The 25381-nt window shown below is 71.6% G+C and carries 22 protein-coding genes and 1 tRNA gene; 12 read left to right on the forward strand and 11 right to left on the reverse strand.

Annotation, left to right across the window (positions count from 1 at the left end):
* Positions 1-46: 46 nt before the first annotated feature.
* The 5 genes from ABD54_RS05100 to ABD54_RS05120 are packed head-to-tail and all read left to right on the forward strand — an operon-like array spanning position 47 to position 6678.
* Positions 47-1417, forward strand: coding sequence for an aminotransferase class I/II-fold pyridoxal phosphate-dependent enzyme (locus ABD54_RS05100; protein WP_235431984.1), 1371 nt, complete (start codon positions 47-49; stop codon positions 1415-1417).
* The gene (locus tag ABD54_RS05105) at positions 1414-2628 is read left to right on the forward strand and encodes a trans-aconitate 2-methyltransferase (protein ID WP_047868268.1); all 1215 of its coding nucleotides are present in this window, start codon (positions 1414-1416) and stop codon (positions 2626-2628) included. Before ABD54_RS05100 ends, ABD54_RS05105 begins: the two co-directional genes overlap by 4 nt.
* Positions 2625-3314, forward strand: a complete 690-nt coding sequence (locus ABD54_RS05110) for an ABC transporter ATP-binding protein (protein ID WP_047868269.1) — start codon at positions 2625-2627, stop codon at positions 3312-3314. The genes ABD54_RS05105 and ABD54_RS05110 overlap by 4 nt, the downstream gene beginning before the upstream one ends.
* The gene (locus ABD54_RS05115) at positions 3308-5455 is read left to right on the forward strand and encodes a hypothetical protein (protein WP_047868270.1); all 2148 of its coding nucleotides are present in this window, start codon (positions 3308-3310) and stop codon (positions 5453-5455) included. Before ABD54_RS05110 ends, ABD54_RS05115 begins: the two co-directional genes overlap by 7 nt.
* Positions 5455-6678, forward strand: coding sequence for a beta-ketoacyl synthase (locus tag ABD54_RS05120; RefSeq protein ID WP_047868271.1), 1224 nt, complete (start codon positions 5455-5457; stop codon positions 6676-6678). The genes ABD54_RS05115 and ABD54_RS05120 overlap by 1 nt, the downstream gene beginning before the upstream one ends.
* A 504-nt stretch (positions 6679-7182) precedes the next feature.
* On the opposite strand, the gene ABD54_RS05125 is transcribed toward ABD54_RS05120, so the two are convergent.
* The 5 genes from ABD54_RS05125 to ABD54_RS05145 all read right to left on the reverse strand — a co-directional run bounded on the left by ABD54_RS05125 (position 7183) and on the right by ABD54_RS05145 (position 12602).
* On the reverse strand, positions 7183-7974 hold the full coding sequence (locus ABD54_RS05125; protein ID WP_047868272.1) for a PhzF family phenazine biosynthesis protein: 792 nt from the start codon (positions 7972-7974) through the stop codon (positions 7183-7185).
* Between the two features lie 81 nt (positions 7975-8055).
* Positions 8056-8493 (reverse strand): Lrp/AsnC family transcriptional regulator, encoded by a 438-nt coding sequence (locus ABD54_RS05130; RefSeq protein WP_047868273.1) that lies wholly within the window; start codon positions 8491-8493, stop codon positions 8056-8058.
* A gap of 363 nt (positions 8494-8856) precedes the next feature.
* Complete coding sequence (locus tag ABD54_RS05135; protein WP_047868274.1) at positions 8857-9741, reverse strand: hypothetical protein; 885 nt, start codon at positions 9739-9741, stop codon at positions 8857-8859.
* A 696-nt stretch (positions 9742-10437) separates the two neighbouring features.
* A complete protein-coding gene (gene kynU / locus ABD54_RS05140; RefSeq protein WP_047868275.1) occupies positions 10438-11676 on the reverse strand; it encodes a kynureninase in 1239 nt (412 codons plus the stop codon).
* Between the two features lie 38 nt (positions 11677-11714).
* Entirely contained in the window at positions 11715-12602 is an 888-nt protein-coding gene (locus ABD54_RS05145) for a tryptophan 2,3-dioxygenase (RefSeq protein WP_047868276.1), read from the reverse strand.
* A gap of 208 nt (positions 12603-12810) precedes the next feature.
* On the opposite strand from ABD54_RS05145, the gene ABD54_RS05150 reads away from it, so the two are divergent.
* Positions 12811-13284: an Lrp/AsnC family transcriptional regulator gene (locus ABD54_RS05150; RefSeq protein WP_047868277.1), complete on the forward strand. Its 474-nt coding sequence runs from the start codon at positions 12811-12813 to the stop codon at positions 13282-13284.
* Between the two features lie 87 nt (positions 13285-13371).
* Positions 13372-13653: a DUF4031 domain-containing protein gene (locus ABD54_RS05155; protein WP_013151835.1), complete on the forward strand. Its 282-nt coding sequence runs from the start codon at positions 13372-13374 to the stop codon at positions 13651-13653.
* A gap of 10 nt (positions 13654-13663) precedes the next feature.
* Here ABD54_RS05155 and ABD54_RS05160 read toward each other — a convergent pair whose 3' ends face one another.
* The 3 genes from ABD54_RS05160 to ABD54_RS05170 are packed head-to-tail and all read right to left on the reverse strand — an operon-like array spanning position 13664 to position 16678.
* Positions 13664-14320, reverse strand: coding sequence for a metal-dependent phosphohydrolase (locus ABD54_RS05160; protein ID WP_047868278.1), 657 nt, complete (start codon positions 14318-14320; stop codon positions 13664-13666).
* Between the two features lie 44 nt (positions 14321-14364).
* Complete coding sequence (locus tag ABD54_RS05165) at positions 14365-15027, reverse strand: response regulator transcription factor (RefSeq protein ID WP_047868279.1); 663 nt, start codon at positions 15025-15027, stop codon at positions 14365-14367.
* Between the two features lie 40 nt (positions 15028-15067).
* The gene (locus ABD54_RS05170) at positions 15068-16678 is read right to left on the reverse strand and encodes a sensor histidine kinase (RefSeq protein ID WP_047868280.1); all 1611 of its coding nucleotides are present in this window, start codon (positions 16676-16678) and stop codon (positions 15068-15070) included.
* 248 nt (positions 16679-16926) lie between these two features.
* On the opposite strand from ABD54_RS05170, the gene ABD54_RS05175 reads away from it, so the two are divergent.
* Both ABD54_RS05175 and ABD54_RS05180 read left to right on the forward strand, forming a co-directional pair.
* Positions 16927-18180, forward strand: a complete 1254-nt coding sequence (locus ABD54_RS05175) for an MFS transporter (protein WP_047868281.1) — start codon at positions 16927-16929, stop codon at positions 18178-18180.
* A gap of 108 nt (positions 18181-18288) precedes the next feature.
* Complete coding sequence (locus tag ABD54_RS05180; protein ID WP_047868282.1) at positions 18289-18756, forward strand: VOC family protein; 468 nt, start codon at positions 18289-18291, stop codon at positions 18754-18756.
* A gap of 97 nt (positions 18757-18853) precedes the next feature.
* On the opposite strand, the gene ABD54_RS05185 is transcribed toward ABD54_RS05180, so the two are convergent.
* Positions 18854-19624 carry a DeoR/GlpR family DNA-binding transcription regulator gene (locus ABD54_RS05185; RefSeq protein ID WP_047868283.1) on the reverse strand — a complete coding sequence of 257 codons (771 nt, stop codon included), beginning with the start codon at positions 19622-19624 and terminating at the stop codon, positions 18854-18856.
* 244 nt (positions 19625-19868) lie between these two features.
* On the opposite strand from ABD54_RS05185, the gene ABD54_RS05190 reads away from it, so the two are divergent.
* Together ABD54_RS05190 and ABD54_RS05195 are read left to right on the forward strand one after the other, a co-directional pair.
* Positions 19869-20588 (forward strand): glycerophosphodiester phosphodiesterase, encoded by a 720-nt coding sequence (locus ABD54_RS05190; protein WP_047868284.1) that lies wholly within the window; start codon positions 19869-19871, stop codon positions 20586-20588.
* An 85-nt stretch (positions 20589-20673) separates the two neighbouring features.
* A complete protein-coding gene (locus ABD54_RS05195; RefSeq protein ID WP_047868285.1) occupies positions 20674-21294 on the forward strand; it encodes a TetR/AcrR family transcriptional regulator in 621 nt (206 codons plus the stop codon).
* A gap of 45 nt (positions 21295-21339) precedes the next feature.
* Here the strand turns inward: ABD54_RS05195 and ABD54_RS05200 are convergent, their stop codons facing one another.
* Positions 21340-23259: an SGNH/GDSL hydrolase family protein gene (locus ABD54_RS05200; RefSeq protein WP_047868286.1), complete on the reverse strand. Its 1920-nt coding sequence runs from the start codon at positions 23257-23259 to the stop codon at positions 21340-21342.
* 652 nt (positions 23260-23911) lie between these two features.
* A tRNA-Ile gene (locus tag ABD54_RS05205) sits at positions 23912-23985 on the reverse strand.
* 266 nt (positions 23986-24251) lie between these two features.
* On the opposite strand from ABD54_RS05205, the gene ABD54_RS05210 reads away from it, so the two are divergent.
* Positions 24252-25241: a malate dehydrogenase gene (locus tag ABD54_RS05210; protein ID WP_047868287.1), complete on the forward strand. Its 990-nt coding sequence runs from the start codon at positions 24252-24254 to the stop codon at positions 25239-25241.
* Positions 25242-25381 lie beyond the last annotated feature (140 nt).

Genomic DNA, 25381 nt, shown 5'->3' on the forward strand with positions numbered 1-25381 from the left:
CGAAATAGCCTCTTACGAAACCCACGAAATCGATCCCGGAAAACTCATGATCGACGACCTCGGGTTCGACTCGATCATGATCATGGACCTTGTCTCCAGCCTCGCCAAGAACTATCCCCGGATCCGCGCGATCGACCCGTGGGAGGACTTCCAGGACGACATCACCTACGCCGACCTCGAACTCCGTCTGCACGCGCTGGTCGAGGACACCCGGGCAGGCGCCCCAGCGGCTCCCGAGGGCATCGCACGGATGGAGAGGATCGTCCAGTTCGGGGACTTCCTCCGCGGGCAGGAGGACCTGCCCTACTTCGCCGCCTACCGCGGAGTCGCCGCGAACAGGATCAGTGTCGGCGCCCGCACGTTCGTGAACTACTCCAGCTACAACTATCTCGGCACCAACGGCCACCCCCGTATCCGCAAGGCCGTCGACGAAGCGGTCGCGGAGCACGGGACCTCGGTCTCGGCGAGCAGGCTCATAGGCGGTGAGATCGGTCTCCACGGCGAACTGGAGCGCACGATCGCCGACTTCGTCGGCGTGGACGACGCGCTCGTGCAGGTCGGCGGGCACAGCACCAACGTCAACATCCTCGGGAACCTGTTCGGTGAGGACGACCTGATCCTCCACGACTCCCTGGCCCACAACAGCCTCATCCAGGGCGCGCTGCTCTCCGACGCGAAGCGCAAGCCCTTCAAGCACAACGACATGGAGAACCTGGAACAGGAGCTGGCACGGCTGCGCCCCAGGTTCCGCAACGTCGTCATCGTCGTCGAGGGCGTCTACAGCATGGACGGCGACCTGTGCCCCCTGCCGGAGCTGCTGCGGATCAAGGAGCACCACGACGCCTTCCTCATGATCGACGAAGCCCACTCGATCGGCACCGTGGGGCGCGCCGGCCGCGGTGTGGCCAGCCACTTCGGTGTCGACCCGCGCCGCGTCGACATCCACATGGGCACCCTCAGCAAGGCATTCAACAGCTGCGGAGGCTACATCGCCGGAAGCCGCGGGTTCGTCGAGTACCTGCGCTACAACCTCCCCGGCTTCGTCTTCAGCGTGGGTATGACCCCCGCCAACACCGCGGCGGCCCTGGAGTCGATCCGCCTGTGCCAGGAGAACCCCCACTGGATCGACGAGCTGCACGAGATCTCCCGGCGCTTCCTCGGCGCCCTGAGGGACATGGGCCTGGACACGGGCAAGAGCGGGGGCACGCCCGTGGTCCCGCTCATCACCGGCGACTCCGCCCTCGCCCTGAGGTTCTCCGAACAGCTGCACGTCAGCGGCGTCAACGTGGCGCCCATCCTGCACCCGGCGGTCCGGGAGGACGAGGCCAGGCTCCGCTTCTTCCTGTCCCGCCTGCACACCGAGGAGGACCTCGAGGTGACCTTCAAGGCCCTGAACGAGCTGGAGGCCGCCCGATGAGGCACAGCGAGATCGCCCTCAGACGGCACGACCTGGCGCTCCGCTCCCGGCAGACGCACGTCGTCCGCGCCGCGCTGGCGGCGGCGAACGGACTGGGCCTGCGCGGCGGACCCCTGCTCCAGCTCCTCCTCCTGTCCAAGCTCCAGGGGTTCCTCCGGCACATCGTGCTCACCCTCATGGACAGGGATTTCCCCGACGGCGACCTGTCCGCGCGCCCGGACACGGACCCCCGGATCCTCGACGACTTCCTCCGGCTCGCCCTGGAACTGGGCGTCGCCGCCCGGGTGGACGGCACCCTCGTCCCCGAACCCGCCTACACCACCGGGTTCCCCGGCTTCGGCGGCGACCCGGCCACGCGACCGCGCGCCGGAGCCGAGAAGGACTACGTGTTCGTCCGGGGGCTCATCCGCAAGGCCGAGGCGGACGGGGAGTCCGGGCCGCTCCACCGGCCGGACGTGCGCTACCTGATCGTCCTCAGCCGGTACATCCTCGAACTGGAGGGCATGAGGTTCGACGCCCAGGTCGCACCCTCCTTCTCCGAGAAGTTCTACTCCGACCTCGGGGCCCTGGCCTACGAGCTCTACACCAAGCGCTCGTTCGAACGGCTCTGCCGCCGTCTGTCCCCCGCGTCCGTCCTGGACATCGGCTGCGGTGACGGCCTGCACATGAGCTCGGTGCTCTCCACCCTGCCCGCCGCCCGGATGGTCGGCCTGGAACCCCAGGCGAAGGTAGCCGACGCCACACGCCGACGGCTGTCCGGGCACCCGAACACACGCGTGGAATCGGTCCGGTTCACCGACCACGACACCACCGAACGCTTCGACATGGTCCTGAGCAGCTTCATGATCTTCTACATGCCCGAGGAGGAACGCGTCCCGTTCTTCCGCAGGGTCCGTGAGGTCCTGTCGCCGACGGGCACCTACGTCATCGGCCAGTACTTCCCCGACTTCGAGGACGTCCAGGAGGTCCTCGTGCGCTCGACCTCCCCGGTGCCGGGCATCCAGCTCTACCTGTCCGGTGTGGGCAACTCCCTGGTCAAGGCCGAGGCCCTCCTCAACCGCGTGCTCTCGGACTTCCGGTCGGTGGCCTACTGGAGCACACTCCGGGACCAGCTCTCGGAGGCCGGCCTGGCCGTGGAGGAGATCGTTCCGGCCGACAGCATGTACTACTCGTACTTCCTGCTCGTGCGGCGGGCGGAGGACGCCTCGTGATCGCGGCGGAGAACCTGGTCAAGTCGTTCCCCGTCGGAGGGGAGCACGGCACCACCGTGCTCAAGGGCGTGTCGCTGAAGATCGAGGAGGCGACGCTCTGCACCATCCTCGGTCCGTCCGGATCCGGGAAGTCCACACTCCTCAACTGCCTGTCCGGCCTGGAGGGGATCGACTCCGGCAGCGTCACCGTCGCCGACCGCGACGTCCACTCACTGTCGCGCCGGGAGGTCGACCGCTTCCGCCGCGACGAGATCGCGTTCGTCTTCCAGGAGTACAACCTGGTCGGGGACCTGACGCTGCACGAGAACATCGTGCTCGACCGGCCGCTCATCCCGAAGGTGGACGAGCTGATCGACGGCTGGAACCTGCGCGGCGTGGTGGACGGCTTCCCCGGTGAGTGCTCCGGCGGCCAACGGCAGAAGTGCGCGATCCTGAGGGCGCTCAACAAGGAGTGCGCGATCCTGTTCTGCGACGAGCCCACCGGCGCACTCGACACGGTGTCGACCCGCGAGGTCTTCTCGGTGCTCCAGGACCTGACCCTGCGGTTCGGTGTCACCATCGTGATGATCACGCACAACGAGCTGGTCACGGGGATCTCGCATCAGGTCGTGCGCCTGCACGACGGCCGTGTCGTCTCCGACGACCGGGGCCTGGCCCCCGTGGACGCCTCGTCGGTCGCATGGTGAGCCCCGCCCTCCGCGACACGCTGCGCAAGCGGGTACGGCGACGAGCGAAACGCAACTGGCCCGAGCTCGTGACGCTCTTCCTCATCACGGTCATCGGGTTCACCCTGAGCAACTCCTTCTTCGTGGCGTCCACGAGCGTGCTCGGCGACCTCGAACGCTTCGCCGAGGAGAACAACCAGGAGGAGGGGTACTTCCTCGTCGCCGACGACGGGGAGGGGGGACAGGTACGGGGTGAGGTGGCCGACGGAGTGGAGTCGGTGCTCAGCGCCGACGTGCCGGGACCGGGCGACTCCACCCTGCGGCTGTTCCCTCCCCGGGAGTCGGTCAACCTGCACGCGGTGGTCGCCGGACGGGACCTGGAGGCCGACGACGACGTGCTGCTCGACGAGCAGTACGCCAACGCCCACGGGCTGGAGGTCGGCGACCGCGTCACCGTCGGGTCCCTCGACCTCGAAGTGGTCGGCTTCGCGACCGCACCCGACTACATGACCACCAAGAGCAGCGAACTGGTCCTCCAGCCGAACGCGGACGATTTCGGCATGGCGTTCGTCACCGGCGACACCTTCGACGCGGAGTTCCTCGACGAGGCGACCCGGCAGTTCTCCTTCGACGAGCGCACCGACGTCGCGTCCGTCATCGACGGGTACGCTCCCTCGCTCATACGCGACTCGGAGAACAACTCCCGGATCCAGCAGGTCATCGGGGACTCCGCCGCCCCGCGCGACCTGGCCGCGCTCATCTTCGTCATCTTCACGGCCATCATCGTCGCCCTGGTCTCCGTGTACCACTTCGAGACGCGCAGGAGGGAGCAACGCGACATCGCCACCTTCGAGCGGCTCGGGCTCGCCTCCCGCCTGCGCGGGCACTACAGGGTCGAGACGGTGCTCACACTCCTCGCGGCCTGGGTCGTGTGCACGGCCCTGACGGCGGTGGCGGCGACACCGATCATGTCGATCAACGGCAGGCTCTACAACTATCCGCCGCTCTCGGTCGACGTCCCGGTGCTGGTCGCCGTCTCCCTGGTCACCCTCGCCGTGCTGCTCCTCGTGGACTACGCCTGCTACCGGACGGTCCGCCGAAGGCCCCGCCGACGCCGCAGGTCACGCCGTGAGCCCCGTGTGTCCACCTCGGGGCTGCGGTTCATCCCCGACTTCGGGCTGCGGCTACGGCTGGTCAAGGCCCTGCGTAACCCCCGGGAGCCGCTGTCCCTGGTAGCGCTCGTGCTGATCGTCAGCCTCTTCGTGAACTTCTCGTTCATGCTGAAGACCTCGGTGGACGAGTACGTGGCGATGCTCGAAACGGACACCGACTACGAGTACATGTACGTGCTGTCGGACGCAGTGGCCGAAGCGGGCCTGGAACGGGACGGGGACGAACCCGCCCGGCTCACCACCCTGTACGACGACGAGCACGTCGCGCAGACGGTGTTCTCCGTACCGTCGGACTCGCGCTTCTTCGGTGAGGTGGACGAACCCACCGTCACCGAGGCGTTCGCCGAAAAGTACGGGGTGGGCGAGGGCAGCGAACTCCGGTTCACCGACGTCGAGGGCGAGGCCGAGTACACGCTGGAGGTGGGCGCCGTCACCGGCAACGCGACCTCCGCGCTGGTGTACGTACCCGAGGACCAGCGGATCGAGGACTCCGGAACGCGGGCCCCGTCCGTCCCGGTCGTGTTCACCGGGTCGCGCCACCCCGACCTGCACGACGCGGTCCCCTCGGTCTCGCGGGCGAGCATCGCCTCCTCAGGGGAGAGCATCGTCGAGATCATCAACATCCAGGTGTCGCTGCTCATCGGTATCGCGGTGGCCCTTCTGGCCATCATGCTCCTGTCCATCTACCGCTTCACCTTCGCCACCCAGGGAGAGTTCGTCCGGATCATGCGGATGAACGGCTACTCGCCCGGCGTCCTCAACCGGGCGGTGTTCGGCTACACGGTCCCCCTGGTCGTGTCGCTCGTCGCTCTGACCGCGTTCGCCGCCTCGGCCGTGGTCCGGGCGTTCTTCGACCGGATCATGTCCACCTTCGTCACCTTCGTCCCCGCGAGCACGTCCTACCTGCCGTTCGCCCTGACCTGCTCGACCGTGCTCGTGCTGTTCGCGGTCGTCCTCGTCAGGTCGCGATCCCGTCTGAGAAGGAGTTGATGGTGTCCGAAACGAAACGACGCGTCGTGGTGACCGGTACCGGCGTGGTGAGCCCGATCGGCACTGACACGGAGGAGTTCTGGGGATCGCTGCTCGACGGTCGGACGAACTTCACCGAACCGGATATCGAGGGCGTGACCCTCGTCGCCCGGGTGCCCGACGGTTGGGAGAGGGGGTTCCCCACCCGCGTCCGCCGCCACACCGACCGGGTCACCCGCCTGGCGCTACGCGCCTCGGAGGAGGCCCTGACCGGTGCGGGCCTGCTCGATCTGCCCGAGGTGCTCCACGGGGCCGGGCTGTTCATGGGCAGTTCGATCGGCGGTGTGCGGACACTCGCCTCCGAGTTCGGCGACGGGGCCCTCCACGGGGTGCGGGAGATCTCCCCCCTGATCGTGCCCAAGGGGCTCATGAACATGATCGCGGCGAACATCTCCATCGAGTTCGGGCTGCGGGGCGAGGCGCTCAGCTACGCCTCCGCGTGCGCCTCGGGCAGCGTGGCGATCGGCGAGGCGTTCCGGAGGGTGCGCGCGGGCGACCTGGAAGTGGCCGTCGCCGGAGGCGCTGAGGCCTGTGTCATCGACCAGGTCCTCGAACCGTTCAGGAAGCTGGGCGCCATGACGTCCTCGACCGATCCCGACGGCGCGTCGGTGCCCTTCTCCGGGAACCGCTCGGGGTTCGTGATGGCGGAGGGCGCGGGGGTCCTCGTCCTGGAGTCGTGGGAGCACGCGCGGCGGCGGGGCGCGCCCGTCCTCGGCGAGGTGGTGGGCTACCACGGCAGCTCGGACGCGGGTTCGCTGCTCGCCCCCGACCTGGACGGGGTCACCCGTGCGATGGCGGGGCTGTTCTCGCCGAGGTCCGACCACGGGGTGTCGGAGGTCGGATACGTCAACGCGCACGGCACGTCCACCCAGCTCAACGACCGGACGGAGGCGTCGGCGATCGCGTCCCTGTTCCCGCATCGGCCGCTGGTGTCGTCGACCAAGTCGTACTACGGCCATCCGCTCGGAGCGGCGGGCGCGCTGGAGGCGATCGTGTGCCTGCTCAGCCTCGGCAGGGGCGTGGCCGTTCCCACCCTGAACGTGGGCAAGGACGACGTGGACCCCGATATCGACCTCAACCTGCTCCTGGGGGACCCTCAGCCGATGCCCGACGGCCTGGCCCTGTCGAACTCCTTCGCCTTCGGCGGGCAGAACTCCTCGCTCCTCCTGTCCCGGGCGGAGTGAGGGAGCGGTCACGTCGGTGCGGCGGCGCCCCCCGGAAGGTGCTCCGCGAATCCGCCGCAGAGGGGCCGTGCACAACCGCGCGGGGCGCTCCGGTCGTCGCCCGCCCGGACGAGGACCGGGGGTTCAGCGCGCCCTGAACCCCGCGGTCCCGCCCGTCCGGGCGGGCGGCGCCCCGGCGCGGGCGCCCGGTCCGGGAGCGGACACGGGCGGCGCCGGTGGGACTGCTCCGTCGGCAACGCCGCAACGGTGGCCGTCCGCCGGAGAGGACCGGCCCCGCTGGGGCGGCGGGACCGGTCCTCCGGGGGGTGCGCCGCGGCCCCCCGATACCAAGGGGGTGTGCCGGAGGGACCGCGGCGGGCACCTCCCCGGGAGGGGTGGGGAGGTGCCTCGGACCAGTTCTACCGGAACTCGGAGCTCCGTGAGGGGGAAACCCGGATTCCTCCGTCCCCGCGCTCGCGTTCGGCCCCCCGCACGGGCCCACCGCCCGCACGTCCGGGCGGGGGCCTAGAGGAGCAGCGTGCCGGTGGCCACGGTGACCGCCTCGCCGCCGATGATCACCCGCCCGTCGCGCTCCTCCACCAGCAGGTCGCCGCCGCGCGCGGAGGCCTGGTGGGCGCTCAGCTCACCGCGGCCCAGCCGGTCGGCCCAGAACGGGGTGAGCACGGTGTGCGCCCTGCCGGTGACGGGGTCCTCGGGCACGCCGATGTTGGGGCCGAAGACGCGGGAGACGAAGTCGTGGCCCTCGTCGGCCCGGGCGGTGACGATGACCAGGTGGTAGGGCATCCGCCCCAGCGCGGCGACGTCGGGTGTCAGCCCGCGCACGGCCTCCTCGTCGGCCAGTTCGACCAGCAGGTCCTGGCCGCCGAGGCCCAGGCCGGTCCACTGGGGGCGCGAGCCCAGGGCCCCGGCCAGGCCCTCGGGCTCCTCGACGCGCTTTGGCCGCGCGGCGGGGAAGTCCATCCACAGCCGCCCGTCCCGCTCCGCGACGGTGAGCACGCCGCTGCGGGTGGTGAAGCGGTAGGGACCGGGGACGCCGAGTTCGGACAGGGTGTGCGCGGTGGCCAGGGTGGCGTGCCCGCACAGGTCGACCTCGACGGCGGGGGTGAACCAGCGCAGCTCGTAGTCGGCGCCGGGCTCCCGCACGGGCCGGGCGAAGGCGGTCTCGGACAGGTTGAACTCCGCGGCCACTCCCTGGGCCCACTCGTCGGAGTATGCCTCGTCCAGGACCAGGACGGCGGCGGGGTTCCCGGCCAGGGGCCGGTCGGTGAAGGCGTCGACCACGCGGTACTCAGGCATGGGCCCAGGCTAGGAGGCTCCCCGGCGCCGCCCCAAGGACCACTTCGCGGGACAGTGGCCCCCTTTCGCCCCCGGCCCCGTCTAGAGCGGCGGCTCGTCCAGGATGAACATGGTCTGCGTGCTCTTGACCTCGGGGATGCGCTGGAGGCGTTCGAGGACGAAGGTGCGCAGGGCCGCGGCGTCGGCGACGCGGACCAGCAGGAGCAGGTCCACGTCCCCGGAGACGAGCGCGGCGTGGTCGACCTCGGGTATGTCGCGCAGGTAGCCGCGGAAGCGCTCCCAGGAGTGCTGCTCGATGCGCACCGACACGTAGGCCGACAGGGCGGTGCCGTACTTCTCGGGGTCGATGACGGCGGTGAAGCCGCGGATGACGCCCTCCGAGCGCAGGCGTTCGAGGCGCGAGTAGGCGTTGGCGCGGGAGATGTGCGCCTGTTCGGCGACCGCGCGGATGGACATGCGCCCGTCGTCGCGGAGCAGGGAGATGATGCGACGGTCGGTGTCGTCCAACTGCACGGCCATACTTACCTCGTACCGCTCACACGATCATCGACGGGGAACATCCGGGCCGCCGCGCCGCACTACTGGGCAGTTCGTCCAGTATCCGGATGGACTTATCGACAATATGGGGTGATTCACCCCATATTCAAGACATGGAGCACACCGATGAGCGATCCGGTCAGGCTCCTCCACTCCCCTCGACGGAGCCGGTGCGCCTCGTGGACCGGCGCCCTCCCCCGGCCCACGGGCCGGGGGAGGCCTGAACCTCGGGCCTGCCGGTGCGGGGCTTCCTGCCGCGGACGCGAACGGGGGCCGCGACCGGTCGGCCGCGGCCCCGCGGTGCGCCGGAACACGTGTTCCGGCCGACGGGCCGTCCCGTACGGGTCAGCGCCCGCCGCGCAGCCTGTCGATCGCGGAGTTGAGCCGCGTGCCCAGGCTGTGGCGACCGCTGCTCGCGTCCGTCAGGCTTCCGCCGTCGCGCTCGGCCCCGGCGTGGGCGCCGGACGGGCGGCGCGTCCAGGCGAAGAGCACGGCGAGCAGCACGGCCGGGATGAGGGCCAGGGCCAGCAGCCCGGTGCCGCTGACGACGCCGTCGGCGCCCATGAGCTGGAAGCCGGACAGGTCGTTGGCCGCGGTCTCTGCGGTCACGCCGCCGTCGCCGTCATCGTTCCCCTCCTCGGCGGCGCCCTCCTCGGGCTGCTCCTCCTTGGCGCTCTGCTCGGGCTCGCCCTCGGCCTTCTCCGGGGCGGGCTCCTCGCTCTCCTCGGTCTCCTGCGCGCTCTCCTCGGCGGGCTCCTCGGACTCCTCCTCGGGAAGAGCGTCCTCGGGGACAGGGGAGACCGCGTCCTCGCACTTGTCGCCGGGCTGCTGGAAGGGGTGCGGCGCGCCCTCGGTGCCCGCGCCGTCGCCCCACTCGGTGATGTAGTACTCCACCTCGAGGTGGCCGTTGCCGCCGCTGACGGTGTAGTCGCTGTCGTTCCAGGTCTCGCCCGTGATCTCGGCGAAGGTCTTGCCGTCCATGTCGAGGAGGACGTCACAGCCCTCGGAGGGGGCGCCCGGGCCCCGGTCGCCGATGAAGAACTCGGCTTTCTTGCCCTCGTAGACGACATAGCCCTCGGTGCCTAGCGGCCAACTGGGGCTGGAGAAAAGGCCCTTCTGCATGGGTTCCCCGCTCGCGGGGGCTCCTGTGTCCCCGTTGATGCCAGAACCGTCGTCCCAGAAGTAGGTCGCGGTAACTTCGCCGTGCTGAATGGGAGTGTCGTTGCTCATAAGTAGGAAGCCAGGTTGACGACAGGGCCGAGAAGACCGCGGGCATGACCCGCCCGGCATGCGGGCACGCTCGGTGCGCCCCGCGAGGGCGTGGTCAAGGCAGGGTTCTCCCGCGTCGCTGGCGGCGAGTGGCGGGCCGGGACGGGATACACCGATGGGATTCGGCTTCTCCGCTGGCACAGGCGCGTGGATTCGCGCGGCCCTGTCCCCGGGGAAAGAGGTCTCGACTCCCTTGCGGCTCTCGGCCGGTCAAGGGCTCGGCATCGGTTCGCCAAACAGCAATAACGAACCGATCACGAGGACACTAACCCACGTTTAGGCAAAGCGCGCAATCCCCCGAGGTAAAATGACTTTGCGTGTCCCTCGCAATACGTTGCGAAACGGGGCGTGAGAGGGACCGAAAACGCGAAAAGCCCCGGCGGCAGGGGGTTTACGGACCGCCCCGGGGCAGTGGAGGGGCCTTCCGCGGCCCTCGCCGTAGTTCCGACTCCACCCGTCCGCGGACGGCCGCGGAGCCCCGGTACGCGGCGGCGGACGAGGAGGACGCGGGTTACCGGCGAACGTGGTCAATACCACGCAAAACACACATACAGGAACGGTCAGCGCCGCCCCGGTCGGCTCCGGGCACGAGCGCAGGAGCCCGGGAGCCGCCGGGCGCGACCCCCACGACGGTCCGGCGGCCCGGGCCGCCGTGTCTCAGGTCACCTGGCTACGGCGGGAGAAGCGCTCCTGGCGCCACTCCCCCGTCTCCACGACCTCCAGCAGGGCCTGCGCGGCGTCCCACACGTCGACGTAGCGCAGGTAGAGCGGGGTGAACCCGAACCGCATGACGTCGGGGGCGCGGAAGTCGCCGACCACACCGCGCGCGATGAGCGCCTGCACGATCGGGTACCCGGCGCCCTCCTCCGGCTGCACCAGGGCCACCTGGCTGCCGCGTCGCGCGTGCTCCGCCGGAGTAATCGAGGAGATCCCCGCCCGGGCCGCGCGCTCCAGGAACAGGTCGGTCATGGCCAGGCTCTTGGCGCGTACCAGTTCCATGTCCGCCCGCGCCCACACGTCCAGACTCGCCTCCAGGGCGGCGTCGGCCACCAGCGGCTGCGAACCGCTCAGGAAGCGCGACACCCCCTGGGCGGGCTCGTAGTCCGCGATGAAGTCGAAGGGGCGCGCGTGCCCGTGCCAGCCGCTCAGGGGCTGGTCGGCCGCGGCGTGGTGGCGGCGTGCGGCGTACAGGAACGCGGGGGCGCCCGGACCCGCGTTGAGGTACTTGTAGGTGCACCCCACCGCGAAGTCGGCGCCGCCGCCGGACAGGTCGACGGGGACCGCGCCCGCGCTGTGGCACAGGTCCCAGACCACCAGTGCGCCGTGCTCGTGGGCCAGACGGGTGATGCCGGGCATATCCCGCAGGGTGCCGCTGCGGTAGTCCACGTGGCTGAGCAGCAGGACCGCGACGTCGCCCCGCTCCAGCTCCCGGGCCAGCCCTGGACCGTCGGGGTCCACGCGCCTCTGCGCGGCGCCCGTCAGCGAGGCCGCCCCCTCCGCGACGTACAGGTCGGTGGGGAAGTTGCCCGCCTCGCCCAGCACCACAGAGCGGTCGGACATGCGCAGCGCCGCGACCAGGGTCTTGAACAGGTTGGCCGAGGTCCCGTCGCCGACGACCACCTCGTCGGCGGCCGCGCCGACCAGCGGGGCGATCTTGGCGCCCAGGGTGCGCGGCTTGTCCCACCACCCGGCGTCGTTCCAGCTTCGGATAAGGTCGCGCCCCCACTCGCGTTCGATCATGTCGGCCACCCGGCCCGGGGTCGAGCGCGGCAGCGCGCCCAGCGAGTTGCCGTCCAGGTAGACCATGTCCTCGGGGAGGACGAACTCATCCCGGAAGGGAGCGAGGGGGTCGGCCGCGTCGAGCGCGACGCAGTCCGCGCGGGTGGCGGGGGTCATCGGGGTCCTGCTTCCTCGTGGCAGCGGGTGGGAACGGGTCAGACGGTACTGCGGAGGGACCACAGCTCGGGGAAGACGTCCTGCTCGGCGTTGCGCGCCAGCCAGTTCAGGCCGTTGGAGCCGCCGCTGCCGGGCCTGCCGCCCAGGGTGCGCTTGACGGCGACAAGGTGGCGATGACGCCACCTTGTGACCCGCTCGGCGACGTCGAGCAGCGCCTCGGCCAGCAGGAACAGCTCGTTGCCGGGCGCGTCGTGGGCGTAGACGGCCTTCCACGCCTCCTCCACGCCGGGACTGGCCTCGTAGGACAGGGTCCAGTCGCGCTCGACGCGGTCCTCGGGGACGGGCAGGCCGCGGCGGCGCAGCAGCCGCAGCGCCGCGTCGTAGAGCCCGGGCCGCTCCAGCAGGGCGGTGAGGTCGCCGACGACGCCGTCCATGGCCCTGTGCGGGCGGATCATGGCGGCGGACTTGTTGCCGAGCAGGAACTCCAGCTTGCGGTAGCCGTAGGACTGGAACCCCGAGGCCTCGCCGAAGGAATCGCGGAAGCGGTTGAACTCGGTGGGTGTCATGTCGGCGAGCAGGCCCCAGGAGTCGTTGAGCACGTCCTGGGCGTTGCGGGCGCGGCGCAGCCAGGCCAGGGCGCCGGGCACGTCGTCGGCCTCCAACGCGTCGCGCGCGGCCTCCCAGCGCTCCCGCACCAGGGCGAACAGCAGCTCCATGACCTGGGTGGCGATGATGAACGAGGGCTCGGCGGGCTCGGCGGTGCGCGGCTTCTGCAGGGACAGCAGGGTGTCGATGCCGGCGTAGTCGACGTAGGGGGTCGCGCGGTCGAAGGACAGGGTCGGGCTGTCGTCCCCGGCGCTCCGGGCCGCCTCGGCCCCGCCGGGGTCACCGGCGTACGGACACTGCTGGGCGGTCGTGGTGAGCATGCCAAACCCCTTGTCGCGATCGCGTGTACGGCGGCGCGCCCGCGGCGCCTCGGGCGGAGGGGTCAGCCCCCGCGCACGGCCGCCGGGCGCGTGAGGTGACATCATCGGGCACCCGCGCCCCGAACAGGAAGGGCCGTCGCACACGCGAAGGGGACACTGGCCTAGCATTCATAAGTCGTTGTGACTCTCGACTTTGGGAACGCAAAGCATGGCCTCACGGTTGGCAACCCCGCTGGACAGCGTCGACCAGCGCATCCTCGCCGAGCTCCAGCGGGACGGGCGCCTGTCCTTCAACGAACTGTCCCGCCGGGTGAACCTGTCCGCGCCCGCCGTCGCCGACCGCGTACGGCGCCTGACCGACCGCGGGGTGATCACCGGCTACCACGCGCACGTGGACCCGGCCGCGGCCGGACTGCCCGTGACCGCACTGGTGCGCATGGAGTGCTTCGGCGCGCACTGCCTGCTGCGCGACGAGGCGTCGCTGGAGATGCCGGAGATCCTCCAGGTGCACCGGGTGACCGGCGACGACTGCTGCGTCCTGCTCATCGCGGTCCGCTCCATGGAGCACTTCGAGAAGGTCATCGACAGGCTCGCCGAGCACGGCCGGCCCTCCAGCACCATGGTGATGTCCAGCCCCGTGCCCTGGCGCCCGGTGAGCGCCCCGGTGAACGGGCGGCCCTGATCGCAGGGGCCGCGGCCGCAGGTGGCCGCGCTGGCGCCCGCGTCGGCGGCCGGCCGGTCCCGGCCAGGCAGGCCCTACAGTTTCCGGATGAGCGTTCTCATCGACACCCCGGTCTGGCCGGGGCCGCGCGGCTGGCTGTTCGCGCACCTGGTCAGCGACAGCTCCTACGAGGAGCTGCACGCCTTCGCCCGTGCGCTCGGGGTGGACCCGCGGGCGTTCGAGCGCGACCACTACGACATCCCCGAGCACCTGCACGCGCGGGCCCTGGAGCTGGGCGCCGAGCACGTCAGCGGGCGGGAGCTGGTCACGCGCCTGCGCGCGTCCGGGCTGCGGCGGCCCAAGGCCGCCCGGCTGACCGGCACGGCCTGACCGGGCCGGTTCAGGTCGGGGGCGGCTCCACCGGCGGCGGGGCGTTCAGCCGGTCGAGTTCGGCGAGCACGTTCACCCGGGCCCTCGCCTCCCAGCGCGCCCGCCCGGCCGTGGTGTGGAACAGGTGCGGCGTCTCCAGCAGCGACCGCAGCACCGCGGTCCGGCCCGCGCGGAAGTCCTCGTCGGGAACGTGCCGGTACTCGGCGCGCACCGCCGTGGCGTAGGCGAGGTACCCGTCGGCAGGGGCGGCCAGCACCGACAGGTCGGCGTCGCAGAGCACCGCGCCGTCGGCGTCCCACCTGCCCGGCCGGTGCGTCGCGGTCACCCCGACCAGGCGCACGACCTCGCGGACCCGCGCGGTCCCCATCCCCGTCAGGGACAGCAGCCGCTCGGCGAGCCGCGCGCTCTCGCGCTCGTCGCGGCCCGGGACCCCCTCGTAGACGGCGTCGTGGAACCAGGCCGCGTAGCGCACGAGGTCGGCGTCGCGCACCCCCTCCTCACGGAGCAGCAGGTCGACCGCGCGCAGCACGGCCTCCAGGTGGGCGGGCGTGTGGTAGCGGCGGTGCGGCTCGTTCCAGCGGCCCAGGAGTTCGGCGCCGACCGCGACCGCCTCGGGGCCGTCCCCGGCGAGTCCGCGCCAGGCGGCTTCCAGCCACGCGTCGTCCATACTTCCCATTCTCCCCCGTCGCGGCGGGTCCGCCCGGCACCGGGTCAGGTGTCGGAGGTGTCCACGAGTCCGGCCTCGTGGGCGAGGACGGCCGCCTGCACCCTGTTGCGCATCTCCAGCCGGTTGAGGATGGCGCTGACGTAGCTCTTGACGGTGCCCTCCACGAGGAACAGCCGGTCGGCGATGTCGGCGTTGGACAGGCCCGCCCCCACCAGGGCCAGCACCTCGCGCTCGCGCTGGGTGAGCTCCTCGACCCGGGCGACGGCCGCCGCCTCCCGGGCGGCCCGGGGCCCGCCGAACCGGGCGATGACCTGGCGCGCCACCCGGGGGGACAGGTAGGCGCCGCCGTCGGCGACCGCGTGCACCCCGGCGATCAGCTCGCGCGGGTCGCCCGCCTTGAGCAGGAAGCCGCTGGCGCCGCCGCCGAGCGCCTGGGAGATGTAGCTGTCCTCCCCGAAGGTGGTGAGGACGACCACGGCGGTCCCGGGCGCGACCCTGCGGATCTCCGACGTGGCGGCGAGGCCGTCCATCCGGGGCATCCGGATGTCCAGCAGCGCCACGTCGGGGCGGTGGGAGAGCACCAGGTCCACGGCCTCACGGCCGTCCGCGGCCTCGGCCACCACGTCGATCTCCGGATCGCTGCCCAGGATCGCCCGTACCCCGGCGCGGATCATCGCCTCGTCGTCGGCGAGCAGCACCCTGATCACGTGTGTCCCTCTCCCCTGTGTCCGTCGCGGGTTCGCGTGGTCACCGTAGCGGCGCCTCGCGCTTGGTCAGCAGCCGCCCCTCGGAGAAGCAGACCTGGTAGAAGAACGTCTCCCCGCTGAAGAACAGGCCGTCGCCGCGGTAGTAGCTGCACGTGGCTCCCGGGGGGACGGCGTCCCGCGCCAGCACGCTCGCGTCCACGTACACCGAGTTCGGCGGCAGGGCCTCCTCGACCTCGGCCTGGGGGTCGCCGACGGTCAGGCCGGCGAACTCCTCGGGGGTCAGGGTGCTGCTCTCAATGTTCGTGACGCCGATCCAGCCCAGCCCGAGCACGATCGCCGCGGCAGCGGTGACCGGTACCAGGGCCAGGACCATCGTCCAGCCGCGCACCCGGCGGCGGGCGGCGAGCTGGAGCTGGTCGATCTGGGCAGCCTCCCCCTCCTCGTCGGGCCCCGCTCCGGCGGTGCCGTCCAACGGCATGGTCGCGCAGACCTCCCAGCCGCCGTCGCCGCTCGGCCCGGCGGCGAAGGAGCCCCCGGTCAGGCGGACGCGCTCGCGCAGGCCGATGAGTCCGCGCCTGCCGCCCAGGCCGGTGTCGGGACACGGCCCCGGGGGCGCGGAGTTGGTGACCCTGGCCTCCAACCGCTCCCCGCTGGCGGTCAGCCACACGGTCACGTCGGCACCGGGGGCGTACTTGGCGGCGTTGGTGAGCGACTCCTGGACGACCCGGTGGACCGCGCGGTCGACCATCGGAGGCAGGCCGCCGGTGTCGCCGTCGCGCACCAGCACGACCCGCATGCCGGAGTCGCGGACGCGTTCGACCAGCGCGGGGACGCCCTCGCCCGCGGGGGTCATGGGCGCGGGTCCGGTGTCGGCGCGCAGCACGCCGATGATCTCCCGCAGGCTGTGGGTGGCGCCGACCGCGGTGATCCGCAGTTCGGACGCGGAGCGGCGGTGCTCCTCGTCCAGGTCGGGGCTGACCTCCAGGGCCCCGGCGCGCAGGGCGATGAGGCTGAGCTCGTGGCCGAGGGAGTCGTGCATGTCCTGGGCGATGCGGGAGCGCTCGCGCAGTCTGGCCTCGTCGACGGTGAGGCGGTGCTCGCGCTGGAGCTGACGGGCGTGCTCCCATCCGGCTTCGGCCAGGGCCACGTGCTGGCGCCGGTAGACGCCCACCAGCCAGGGGAGCACGGCGGTGAACACGACGGTGCTCACGGTGGCGGGCCACGCGGCCGGCACCCCGGGCCCCAGCAGTGCTCCGACCGCCGTCCAAAGGACGGTCACGGAGGTGAAGAGCGCCAGCGCCGACCACACCGCGGGGACGCGGCGGCCCACCAGGTAGGCGACGCACAGCAGCAGGACGCTGAAGCCGTACACCCAGAACGAGCCGACCAGCGCCGCGGTCAGGGCTAGCAGCGGGTAGAGGCGGCAGAGCACCACGGTCAGCGCGGTCAGCGCCACCGCGGCGCACGCGGTGGCGAGCGCCTCGGCGGCCGACGTCTCCACCGCACGCCAGCGGATGAGCATCTCCCCCAGGCACAGGGCGGCGATCGCGGCACCGAACAGCACGTCGCGCCAGACGGCGCCCCGGTTGGGCCAGCCCCCGAGCGGGGTCAGCGCACGCCGAAGACCCGCGCGCGGTACGGAGAGGTCCATGCACGTGAACCTACACATCGGGGGCGGGGCGGCGGCACCGTCGAAAGTCAGGACGGGGCCACCCCTTTCCGGCGGTCTGCTCCCGCGCCCGCCCCTCCCCGCGCGGTGCGCCCGGTGGGAGCGCCGCGCGGCGCGCCCACCGACGAAGGCCATATCATGGGATGAATTTTGGCCCCTTCGCGATGACCCGAGCCGTACGGCAGTGCCGGGATCCGGGGTCGGCAACCACGAGCGCGGACAGGGGCCGGATGTCACCTTTGGACACGCTGCGGCGCATGCACCACATCGCGGGGTGGCCGCTGCTCCTGAGCACCTTCCTCGCCCGTCTGCCCATCTCCATGTCCCTGATCGGCCTGCTCACCCTGGTCACCACCACGACCGGGAGCGTGGCCGCCGCGGGTGCGGTGACCGGCGCCTTCGCGCTCGGGGAGACCGTGGGCGGGCCCGTCATCGCCCGTTTCGCCGACCGGCGCGGACAGCGCGTCCCGGTGCTGGTCGCCTCGCTCGTGGACGCCGTGCTCATCGCCGTGCTCGTGACCGCCGTCCTGGCGGAGGCCTCCGCCCCGGTCCTGGCCGTGCTGGCAGCCGTGGCGGGCCTGTGCATGCCCCAGATCGGCCCCATGGCGCGCACGCGCTGGGTGGTGCTCATCCGGCGGGGGCCGCATCGGGGCCAGGAGCGCGAACGTTCGGTGTCCGCGGCGATGTCGGTGGAGGGCGTGCTGGACGAGGCCGCGTTCGTCCTGGGCCCCGCCCTGGTGGGCCTGCTCACCGTGACGCTCTCCCCTGCGGCGAGCGTGCTGGGCGCGGCCGTGCTCATCGGCGTGTTCGGGACCGTGTTCGCCCTCCACCCCACCGCGCCCCCCGGGACTCCGCCGGTGCGGGGCGCCGGGGGCCGCATCGCCACGCCCGCGCTGCTGGTCCTGGCCGTCCCCATGTTCTGCCAGGGCCTGTTCTTCGGCGGCATGTCCACCGGCGTGACCGCGTTCTCCGCCGCCTCCGGGCACGGGGACCTGTCCGGGCTGATGTACGCGGTGATGGGCACCAGCAGCGCCGTCGCGGGCCTGCTGATGGCCTCCGTCCCCGTAGGCTTCCCGCTCACCGCGCGGACCCGGATGGCGGCGGGCGCGCTGTTCCTGCTCACCCTGCCGCTGTACGCGGCCCACGGCGCGGCCGCCCTGGCGGTGGCCATCTTCGTCCTGGGCGCCGCGATCGGCCCGCACATCGTGAGCCTGTTCGGGCTGATCGAGAGGGCCGCCCCCGCCAGTCGCCTGTCGCAGTCGATGGCCGTGGTCCTGAGCTGCCTGATCCTGGGCCAGGCGCTGGGGTCGTCGGTCGCGGGCGCCCTGGCCGACGCGTACGGCCACCAGGGGGCGTTCGTGCTGGCCACACTGGGCGGCCTGCTCTCCTTCGCGGTGACCGTCCTGGTGATGCGGGCCCGCTGGTACACGCGCGGCGAACCGTCCTCTCCGGCGACGGTGACACGTTCCGCTCCGGACGCCTGAGAGGGGTGACGGGGGAGGTCAGGATGTGTGTCGGGGTGATTCGGGGAACATCCGGCGTTAAACCCGCGTTAAAGAGGGGCCCATCATTCTGACTCCGACCTAGGCTCGATGATCGTGCTCGATCTACTGGCCACCATCGGCCCCCGCCGCAGAGAGGTGCCCGTGCCCCAGCTCAACGGGCTCGCCCGCGTCACCCTGTCGGTCCGCGACCGCGACGAGAGTGTGCGCTTCTACCGCACGGTCCTGGGTTTCCGGGTCCTCGGCAAGCGCGACCACGAGGGCACACGGCGCACCGAGTGCCAGCACCCGGCCTCCGGACTGCTGCTGGCGCTCATCCAGCACCGCGACAACTTCAAGGGCAGGTTCGACCGCAGGCACTGCGGCCTGGACCGCCTCACCCTGGGCGTGGAGAACCTGGGTGAACTGGAGGCCTGGGAGGAGCGCTTCGCGGAGATGGACGTGGAGCACTCCCCGGTGATGCACGGCGAGGAGGGCTCCACCCTGCTCTTCTACGACCCGGACGGCACCGAACTGGCCCTGTTCGCCCACGCGGAGCTCGACGCCGACGAGGACTGAGCCGCACGGGGCCGGGGCCCGGGCCCCGGCCGCGCGCCGCCGACCGGGTGGGGAGCGGACTCGGCCCCCGATCGGAAAGCCCGGCGGGCGCCCCTGCCTACTCCACCTCGACCAGCTTCAGGCGCACGTCGCGCTCGGCGAGGTCGTCCACGGCCGAGCGCGGGAGCCGGTCGTCGGTGATGATCAGGTCGAACTCCTCCAGACTCGCCACCCTGAAGGTGCCGAACTTGCCGTACTTGGTGCTGTCGACCGTGAGTACGCTCTTGGAGGCGATCCGCAGCAGCGCCTGCTTTGCGACGACCTTGGCCTCGGAGGGCGTGGTCGACCCGCGCTCGGCGTCCCAGGAGCTGCTGGCGATGAAGGCCAGGTCGACGTTCACCTGGCGCAGGAAGTCGGCGGTGAAGCGCCCGACCGAGGAGTGGTCGGAGTGCGAGACCACCCCGCCGGTGTGGATCAGCTCGATCCCCGGGTACTCCATCAGGTGGCCCACGACGTTGAAGTCGCTGGTGATGACGGTCAGGCCGACCTTGTCGGTGAGCAGCGGGACCATCTGCAGCGTGGTCGTGCCCGCGTCCAGGTAGATGGTGAAGTTCTCCCGGACCAGCTCGGCCGCCGCGCGCGCTATGGCCCGTTTGGCGGGCACCTCCAGCTGCGCCTTGGCCAGGTAGGAGGGCTCGCTCTTGAGCCGCGCCGCGAGCCGCACTCCCCCGGTGACCGACAGCACCTTGCCGTCGTTCTCCAACGCCTGGATGTCACGCCGGACCGTCATGTGGGACACGGACAGCATCGACGTGAGCTCGTTGATGCTCAGCACGTGGCGCTCCTGAAGGAGCTTGAGGATGTGCTCTCGTCTCTGGTCCGGAATCATCGTTCGCCTCACACTCCAGGGACGGTCATGGGGCACCGTGCGGTCACGACGCCGTGTAACAAAGTTTCCCAGCTCGACGCACCCCGTCGGCGTCCCCGACGACGTGAGTCCGCTCGCAATCGCGGCGCCACGCAACGGCAACACCGCTCCGGGAGGGGCGCCGCACGCCCGTCCGCACACGCCCCGGCGGGCGTTTTTCCTGTTTGCACCACGTAAAGCGGAAGTCTTTGCCACCCTTGACGGCATGACGTTGTCCATCGCACTGCGCGGAGACACCGCACGCTTCCCGGGAAACACCCTCCCGGCTCTGCGTTCAGCCTCCCGTGCCGGGGCTGACCTGGTCAAGATCGACGTCCATCTCACCTCCGACGGTTATCCCGTCCTGGTGGACGAACGGCTCGTGGCCCTTCCCGGTTCCCCGCCCCGACCCGTGGGGGAGCTGACCCTGGCCGAGATCGCCACCGCCCGCGACGACGTGGAGCGTCGAGTGCCCACCCTGATGGAGGTGCTCGCCGAGTACACCGGCGACACGCCCCCTCCCCTGCTCGTGGACGCGGGCGCGCCCGACGCGGCGCTGGCGGCGGACAGCCTGCTGCGGGCGCGCGGGTTCGGCGACCAGGTGCTCTTCACCGGTTCCACCGAGACCCTCGACGCCCTGCGCGGCCGCAGCTCCGAGGCCCGGCTGATGCTGGCCTGGGACAAGCCGGGCCCTCCGCCCGAAGACGTGGTGCGGACCCTGCGTCCGACCTTCCTGGGCACGCACTACACACTGCTGACCCGGGAACTGGTCTCGGAGATGCACCTGCGCGGCTACCTCGTCACGGCGTGGACGGTGAACGACTTCCCCGAGATGGCGCGTGTCGTGGGCATGGGCGTGGACGCGCTCGCCACCGAGCGGATCGAGGACCTGGTGTCTCTGACCAGCGGCCGGGATCGGCGGGCACCGGCCGCCGGTCCGGTCTGAGAGCGGGGGTCGCGGAACCGATCCGGTGAAAGACCGCACGCCCTCACACCACTCCGGGGGCGTACTCCGAGCGATGAGACAGCACATGACTGCCGACGCATCCCCTCACGCGCTCCGCACCACGGCACCCGTCCTGGACTGCGCGGCGCACCTTTTCGCCCAGTACGGCCCACAAGGCCTGGCGATGTCCGAACTGACCTCCCGGATCTCGGACGAGACCGGGGCCGACCCCGCCGCGCTCAGACACGCCTTCCCCACCAGGTTCGACCTGGCCTACGCCGTCGTGCTGCGCTCCACCCGGGAGCGGGTGCACGGGCAACTGGCCGCTGACCGGCCGGACCGGCCCGCGAAGGAACGCATGTCCACGCTGGTCAGACGGCACGTGGAAACCGGCTGGCGGCACCGGGCGGCGACAGCGCTGGGGCACGAGCTGCTTCCGGTGCTGCGCGCCATCCACCCGGCCCGCCACCGCGAGGTCACATCCCTGACGCGGGCGTACCGCGAACACGTGCGCGGCATCATCCTGGACGGCGTGACCCGCGGGGAGTTCGGGGTGCGCGAGCCCGGGCGGGTCGCCGACGAGGTGCTGGAGACCTTCGACTCCCTGCTGCACTGGTACGACCCCGGGGCCGGCCTGAGCCTGGACGACCTGGCCGCCGTCCACGTCGACCTCGTGCTCCACCACCACCTGGGGTGCCCGCGCTGACCGGACGGCCGCGGCGGGTGCCGTGCGCCGTGCCGGGCCCTACCCCTAGCCGCCGACGAGCTGGTAGAGGTCCACCGACTCGGCCAGCGCGCGCAGTCCGGCGTCCCCCGGGTGGAGGTGGTCGCCCGAGTCGTAGGCGGGCAGCATGCGGCTGGGGTCCTGCGGGTCGCGCAGGACCGCGTCGAAGTCCCACACGCCGTCGAAGGGCGACAGGGGGTCGTTCGCCTGCGCCCGCAGGTGGTCGTTGACCCGCTGGCGGGCCCGGTCGACCTCCTCGGTGCAGCGCGTCTCGCCCCCGCAGGGGCCGAGCGTGGCCACGAACACCCGCATGCCGTTCTCGCGGGCCAGCCCCGCGATCTCCTCGATCCCGGCGATCACCGACTCGGGAGGGGTGCTCCAACGCAGGTCGTTGATCCCGGCGAAGACGACCAGGGTGTTCACCCCGCTCTGGGCCAGCACGTCCCGGTGCACCCGGTGGGTCAGCGCCACCCCGGTGGGGTTGGTGGAGACGCCCTCGCCCGGGTAGCCGTCCCGGATCACGTGGTTTCCGGCCACACCGAGGTTGAGCACGCCCGGGTTGGGCAGGCCCGGCTGCTCGGACAGCCGGGCGCTGAGCACGTCGGGCCAGCGGGCATGGGCGTCGGGGGTGGAGCGGATCCCGTCGGTGATGGAGTCGCCGAAGGCGGCGATCGCGCCCGGCCCCCCGGAGACCTCCACCGCGGTGAGGAAGGGCCACTGCGCGACCCGGCCGGTGAACGGCTCCCCCGTGGTCTCCAGGGTCAGGTCACCGCTTCCCGGGGCGCTGGTGTAGTTGGTGTCCACCGAGGCGTAGTGCACCGGCGCGGTGGTCACCCGCTCGGGCAGGTGGACACTGACCAGGACGTCGGTCTGCGGCGGCAGGAGCATCTCGACGGGGTCGCTGAACACCTGTCCCCCGGCCGGGATGACGGTGTCGGAGCGCCCCTCGAAGGTCAGCGGGACCGCGGCGCCGCGGGAGGCGGCACCGCTTCCGCGCAGCGCCACGGAGGCCGCGCCCACGGTGACGGGGGCGGCGGCGAAGGTGTTGTCCAGTCGGATGCGGACCGTGTGGCCGCCGGTGGTCGTGCGCGCCGACAGCCGCAGGGTCTGGTCCTGCCAGGGACCCACCTCCATGTAGCCGGAGGTCGCGCGCGCCCAGGTGCCCGTCCACTCCGTGTCCGCGGCCCGCCCGCCCACGGAGAACACGTGGATGCGGCCCGCATGGTCACCGGTCTCGGGCAGCACCACGTGGGAGATCTCCCGGCCGGGGTCCACGGTGACGCCGCGCGCGTACAGGCGTGCCGCGCCGAGGGTGGGGCTGGGACCGGTGTGGCGCGCGGAGTTGGCGTAGGGCAGGGTGAGCGCGGCCTCGCTCGCGGGCCCGGCGGTCCAGTGCGGCACCGACAGGGTGAACTCCTGCTCCCGGCCGTCGGCGTAGACCACCCGGCCGGTTCCGGCGACCTCGGCCTGGACGCCGTCGGTGCGGGTCGCGGTGGCCAGGAAGGTGAGCGACCGGTAGCGCTCGTCCGCGAGCCGCAGGAACTGGCCGTCCGAGACCAGGTGGTCGGGGCGGCCGGGGGCGTAGTCGGGCAGCTCCATGGGCGTGCCGAGCAGGACCACCTCACGGCCGGGCGTCCACCCGGCGGCGGCCAGCGCCTGGGAGGACAGGCTGTTGCCGGAGCCGTCGAGGTCTACGGTGGCGGCGGATGTGTCCCGGGAGACGCCGATCCGGTCGACGAGGCCGCTGAAGGGGACGGCGTTCACCGCGGGGACGGTCTGCTCCCTGGACTCGGAGGGCACGGCGCCCCCGTCCCGGGAGACGGCGGTGTTGACCACGACCACGAGGAGTACCGCCGCGGCCGCCGCGGCCAGGCCGCGCAGCAGGCGGGGACTGGGCTCCGCCCCGTACCGGTGGGTTCCGCGCCGCCGTGTGCCGTCCGCTGCCAACGCTCGCCTCTCCCCCCGAATGCATCTGTCCACCGACTGTCGGACGCCGCCGCGCGCGCCGTGGTTGTTGAGACGTGGACCACCGCGCCCCTCGGAACGGCCGCCAGTGTAAACGAGCCTCCTCCACCGGTCGCGGAGGTTCCGGGATGTACTGGACGGCGGGTCGTATGTCCTGCGACCTGCGCGGAACGGGAAAACACGCAGGAGCTTCGGATTCGGGCAGGAGTGCCGCCATATTCGCCCGATGTCAACCCGGAAAATTGGACGTCCGTTATTCGGGTGCCACAGTGGGGACCGCCTCGGAAGAAAAGAACATACCAAAGGCCCTATAAGTAGACAAAACATAGACGAAGAAACGGGTGCTGCGGCCCCGGTCCCGTGGTGTCGGCTCCCCGGCCCGCACACGGAGGACAGCGGGGCGCAGGGGCGCAGGGGGGCGACGGAGTACGTGGCGCGCGTGTCCGGTGTCTTCGGCAGGAACGGACGACCGCAGCGCCGCGGAACGGCGGCCGACCGCGCGCCGCACGAACTCGCGCGCCTATTGCGCGCACACGGACCGCGCAGGCGGTTTCCGGGCACGGGCCCGTGGCGAAGAAAGCGCCTCCTGCCTGTATGCACAGGTGGGAGGCGCTTTTTTCGTGTTCGGAGAGGGTAGGCCGGGCAGGACTCGAACCCGCGACCCAGGGATTATGAGTCCCCTGCTCTAACCAACTGAGCTACCGGCCCGCCGTGATCGGCAAACGCCATCCTAACAGGGTGGGTCCGACGCTTCCCGCCCTAAATCCGTTACCGGACAGGGCCTGCCGATCGCCTGCCCGGGACGGCGCGGAGACACGTACCGCGCACCTGGGTCACAGCACGCGGGAGAGCGCGGTCTAGGGTGGTGAGGTGCGGCGCGCGCCTGGACGGCCCCCAGCGCCCGGTACCGAAGCCGCGTCGAACCCGTTGTGAGCATCGCGGGTCGCGAAACGTCGTCAGGGAGAGTTCACGTCATGTCCAAAGCACCCGTCAACGTCACCGTCACCGGCGCCGCCGGCCAGATCGGCTACGCGCTGCTGTTCCGGATCGCCTCCGGCCAGCTGCTCGGCGCCGACACCCCGGTGAAGCTGCGCCTGCTGGAGATCCCCCAGGCCGTCAAGGCCGCCGAGGGCACGGCGATGGAGCTGGACGACTGCGCCTTCCCGCTGCTCCAGGGCATCGACATCTTCGACGACGCCGCCCAGGCCTTCCAGGGCGCCAACGTCGCCCTGCTGGTCGGCGCCCGCCCGCGCGGCAAGGGCATGGAGCGCGGCGACCTGCTGGAGGCCAACGGAGGCATCTTCAAGCCCCAGGGCGAGGCGATCAACGCCGGTGCGGCCGACGACATCCGCGTGCTGGTGGTGGGCAACCCCGCCAACACCAACGCCCTCATCGCACAGAGCCACGCCCCGGACGTCCCGGCCGAGCGCTTCACCGCGATGACCCGCCTGGACCACAACCGCGCGCTCACCCAGCTCGCCAAGAAGCTCGACGTGTCGATCAACGACATCAAGAAGCTCACGATCTGGGGCAACCACTCCGCCACCCAGTACCCGGACGTGTTCAACGCCGAGGTCAACGGCGCCAACGCGGCCAAGGCCGTCGGTGACCAGGCCTGGCTGGAGAACGACTTCATCCCGACCGTCGCCAAGCGCGGCGCCGCGATCATCGAGGCCCGTGGCGCCTCCTCGGCGGCCTCCGCCGCCAACGCCGCCATCGACCACGTCCACGACTGGGTCAACGGCACCCCCGAGGGCGACTGGACCTCCGCGGCCATCCCCTCCGACGGCTCCTACGGCGTGCCCGAGGGCATCATCTCCTCTTTCCCGGTGGTCTCGCGCGGCGGCAGGTGGGAGATCGTGCAGGGCCTGGAGATCGACGACTTCTCCCGCGCCCGCATCGACGCCTCCGTCAAGGAGCTGGTCGAGGAGCGCGACACCGTCAAGCAGCTCGGCCTGGTCTGAGCACCGCGACGCGCACCGGGACACCGGTGGCGTGACGGGCGCGCCCCGCGCGGGGCGCGCCCGTCGTCGTCGCGGGCCCCGGGCCCGCGTGCGGCGGCCGCCGTCCCCAAGGGGGCCGGGAAGCAGGCAGTATAGAGAGC

The organism is Nocardiopsis sp. RV163 (assembly GCF_001029525.1).
In the GTDB taxonomy this organism is placed as follows: Bacteria; Actinomycetota; Actinomycetes; order Streptosporangiales; family Streptosporangiaceae; genus Nocardiopsis; species Nocardiopsis dassonvillei.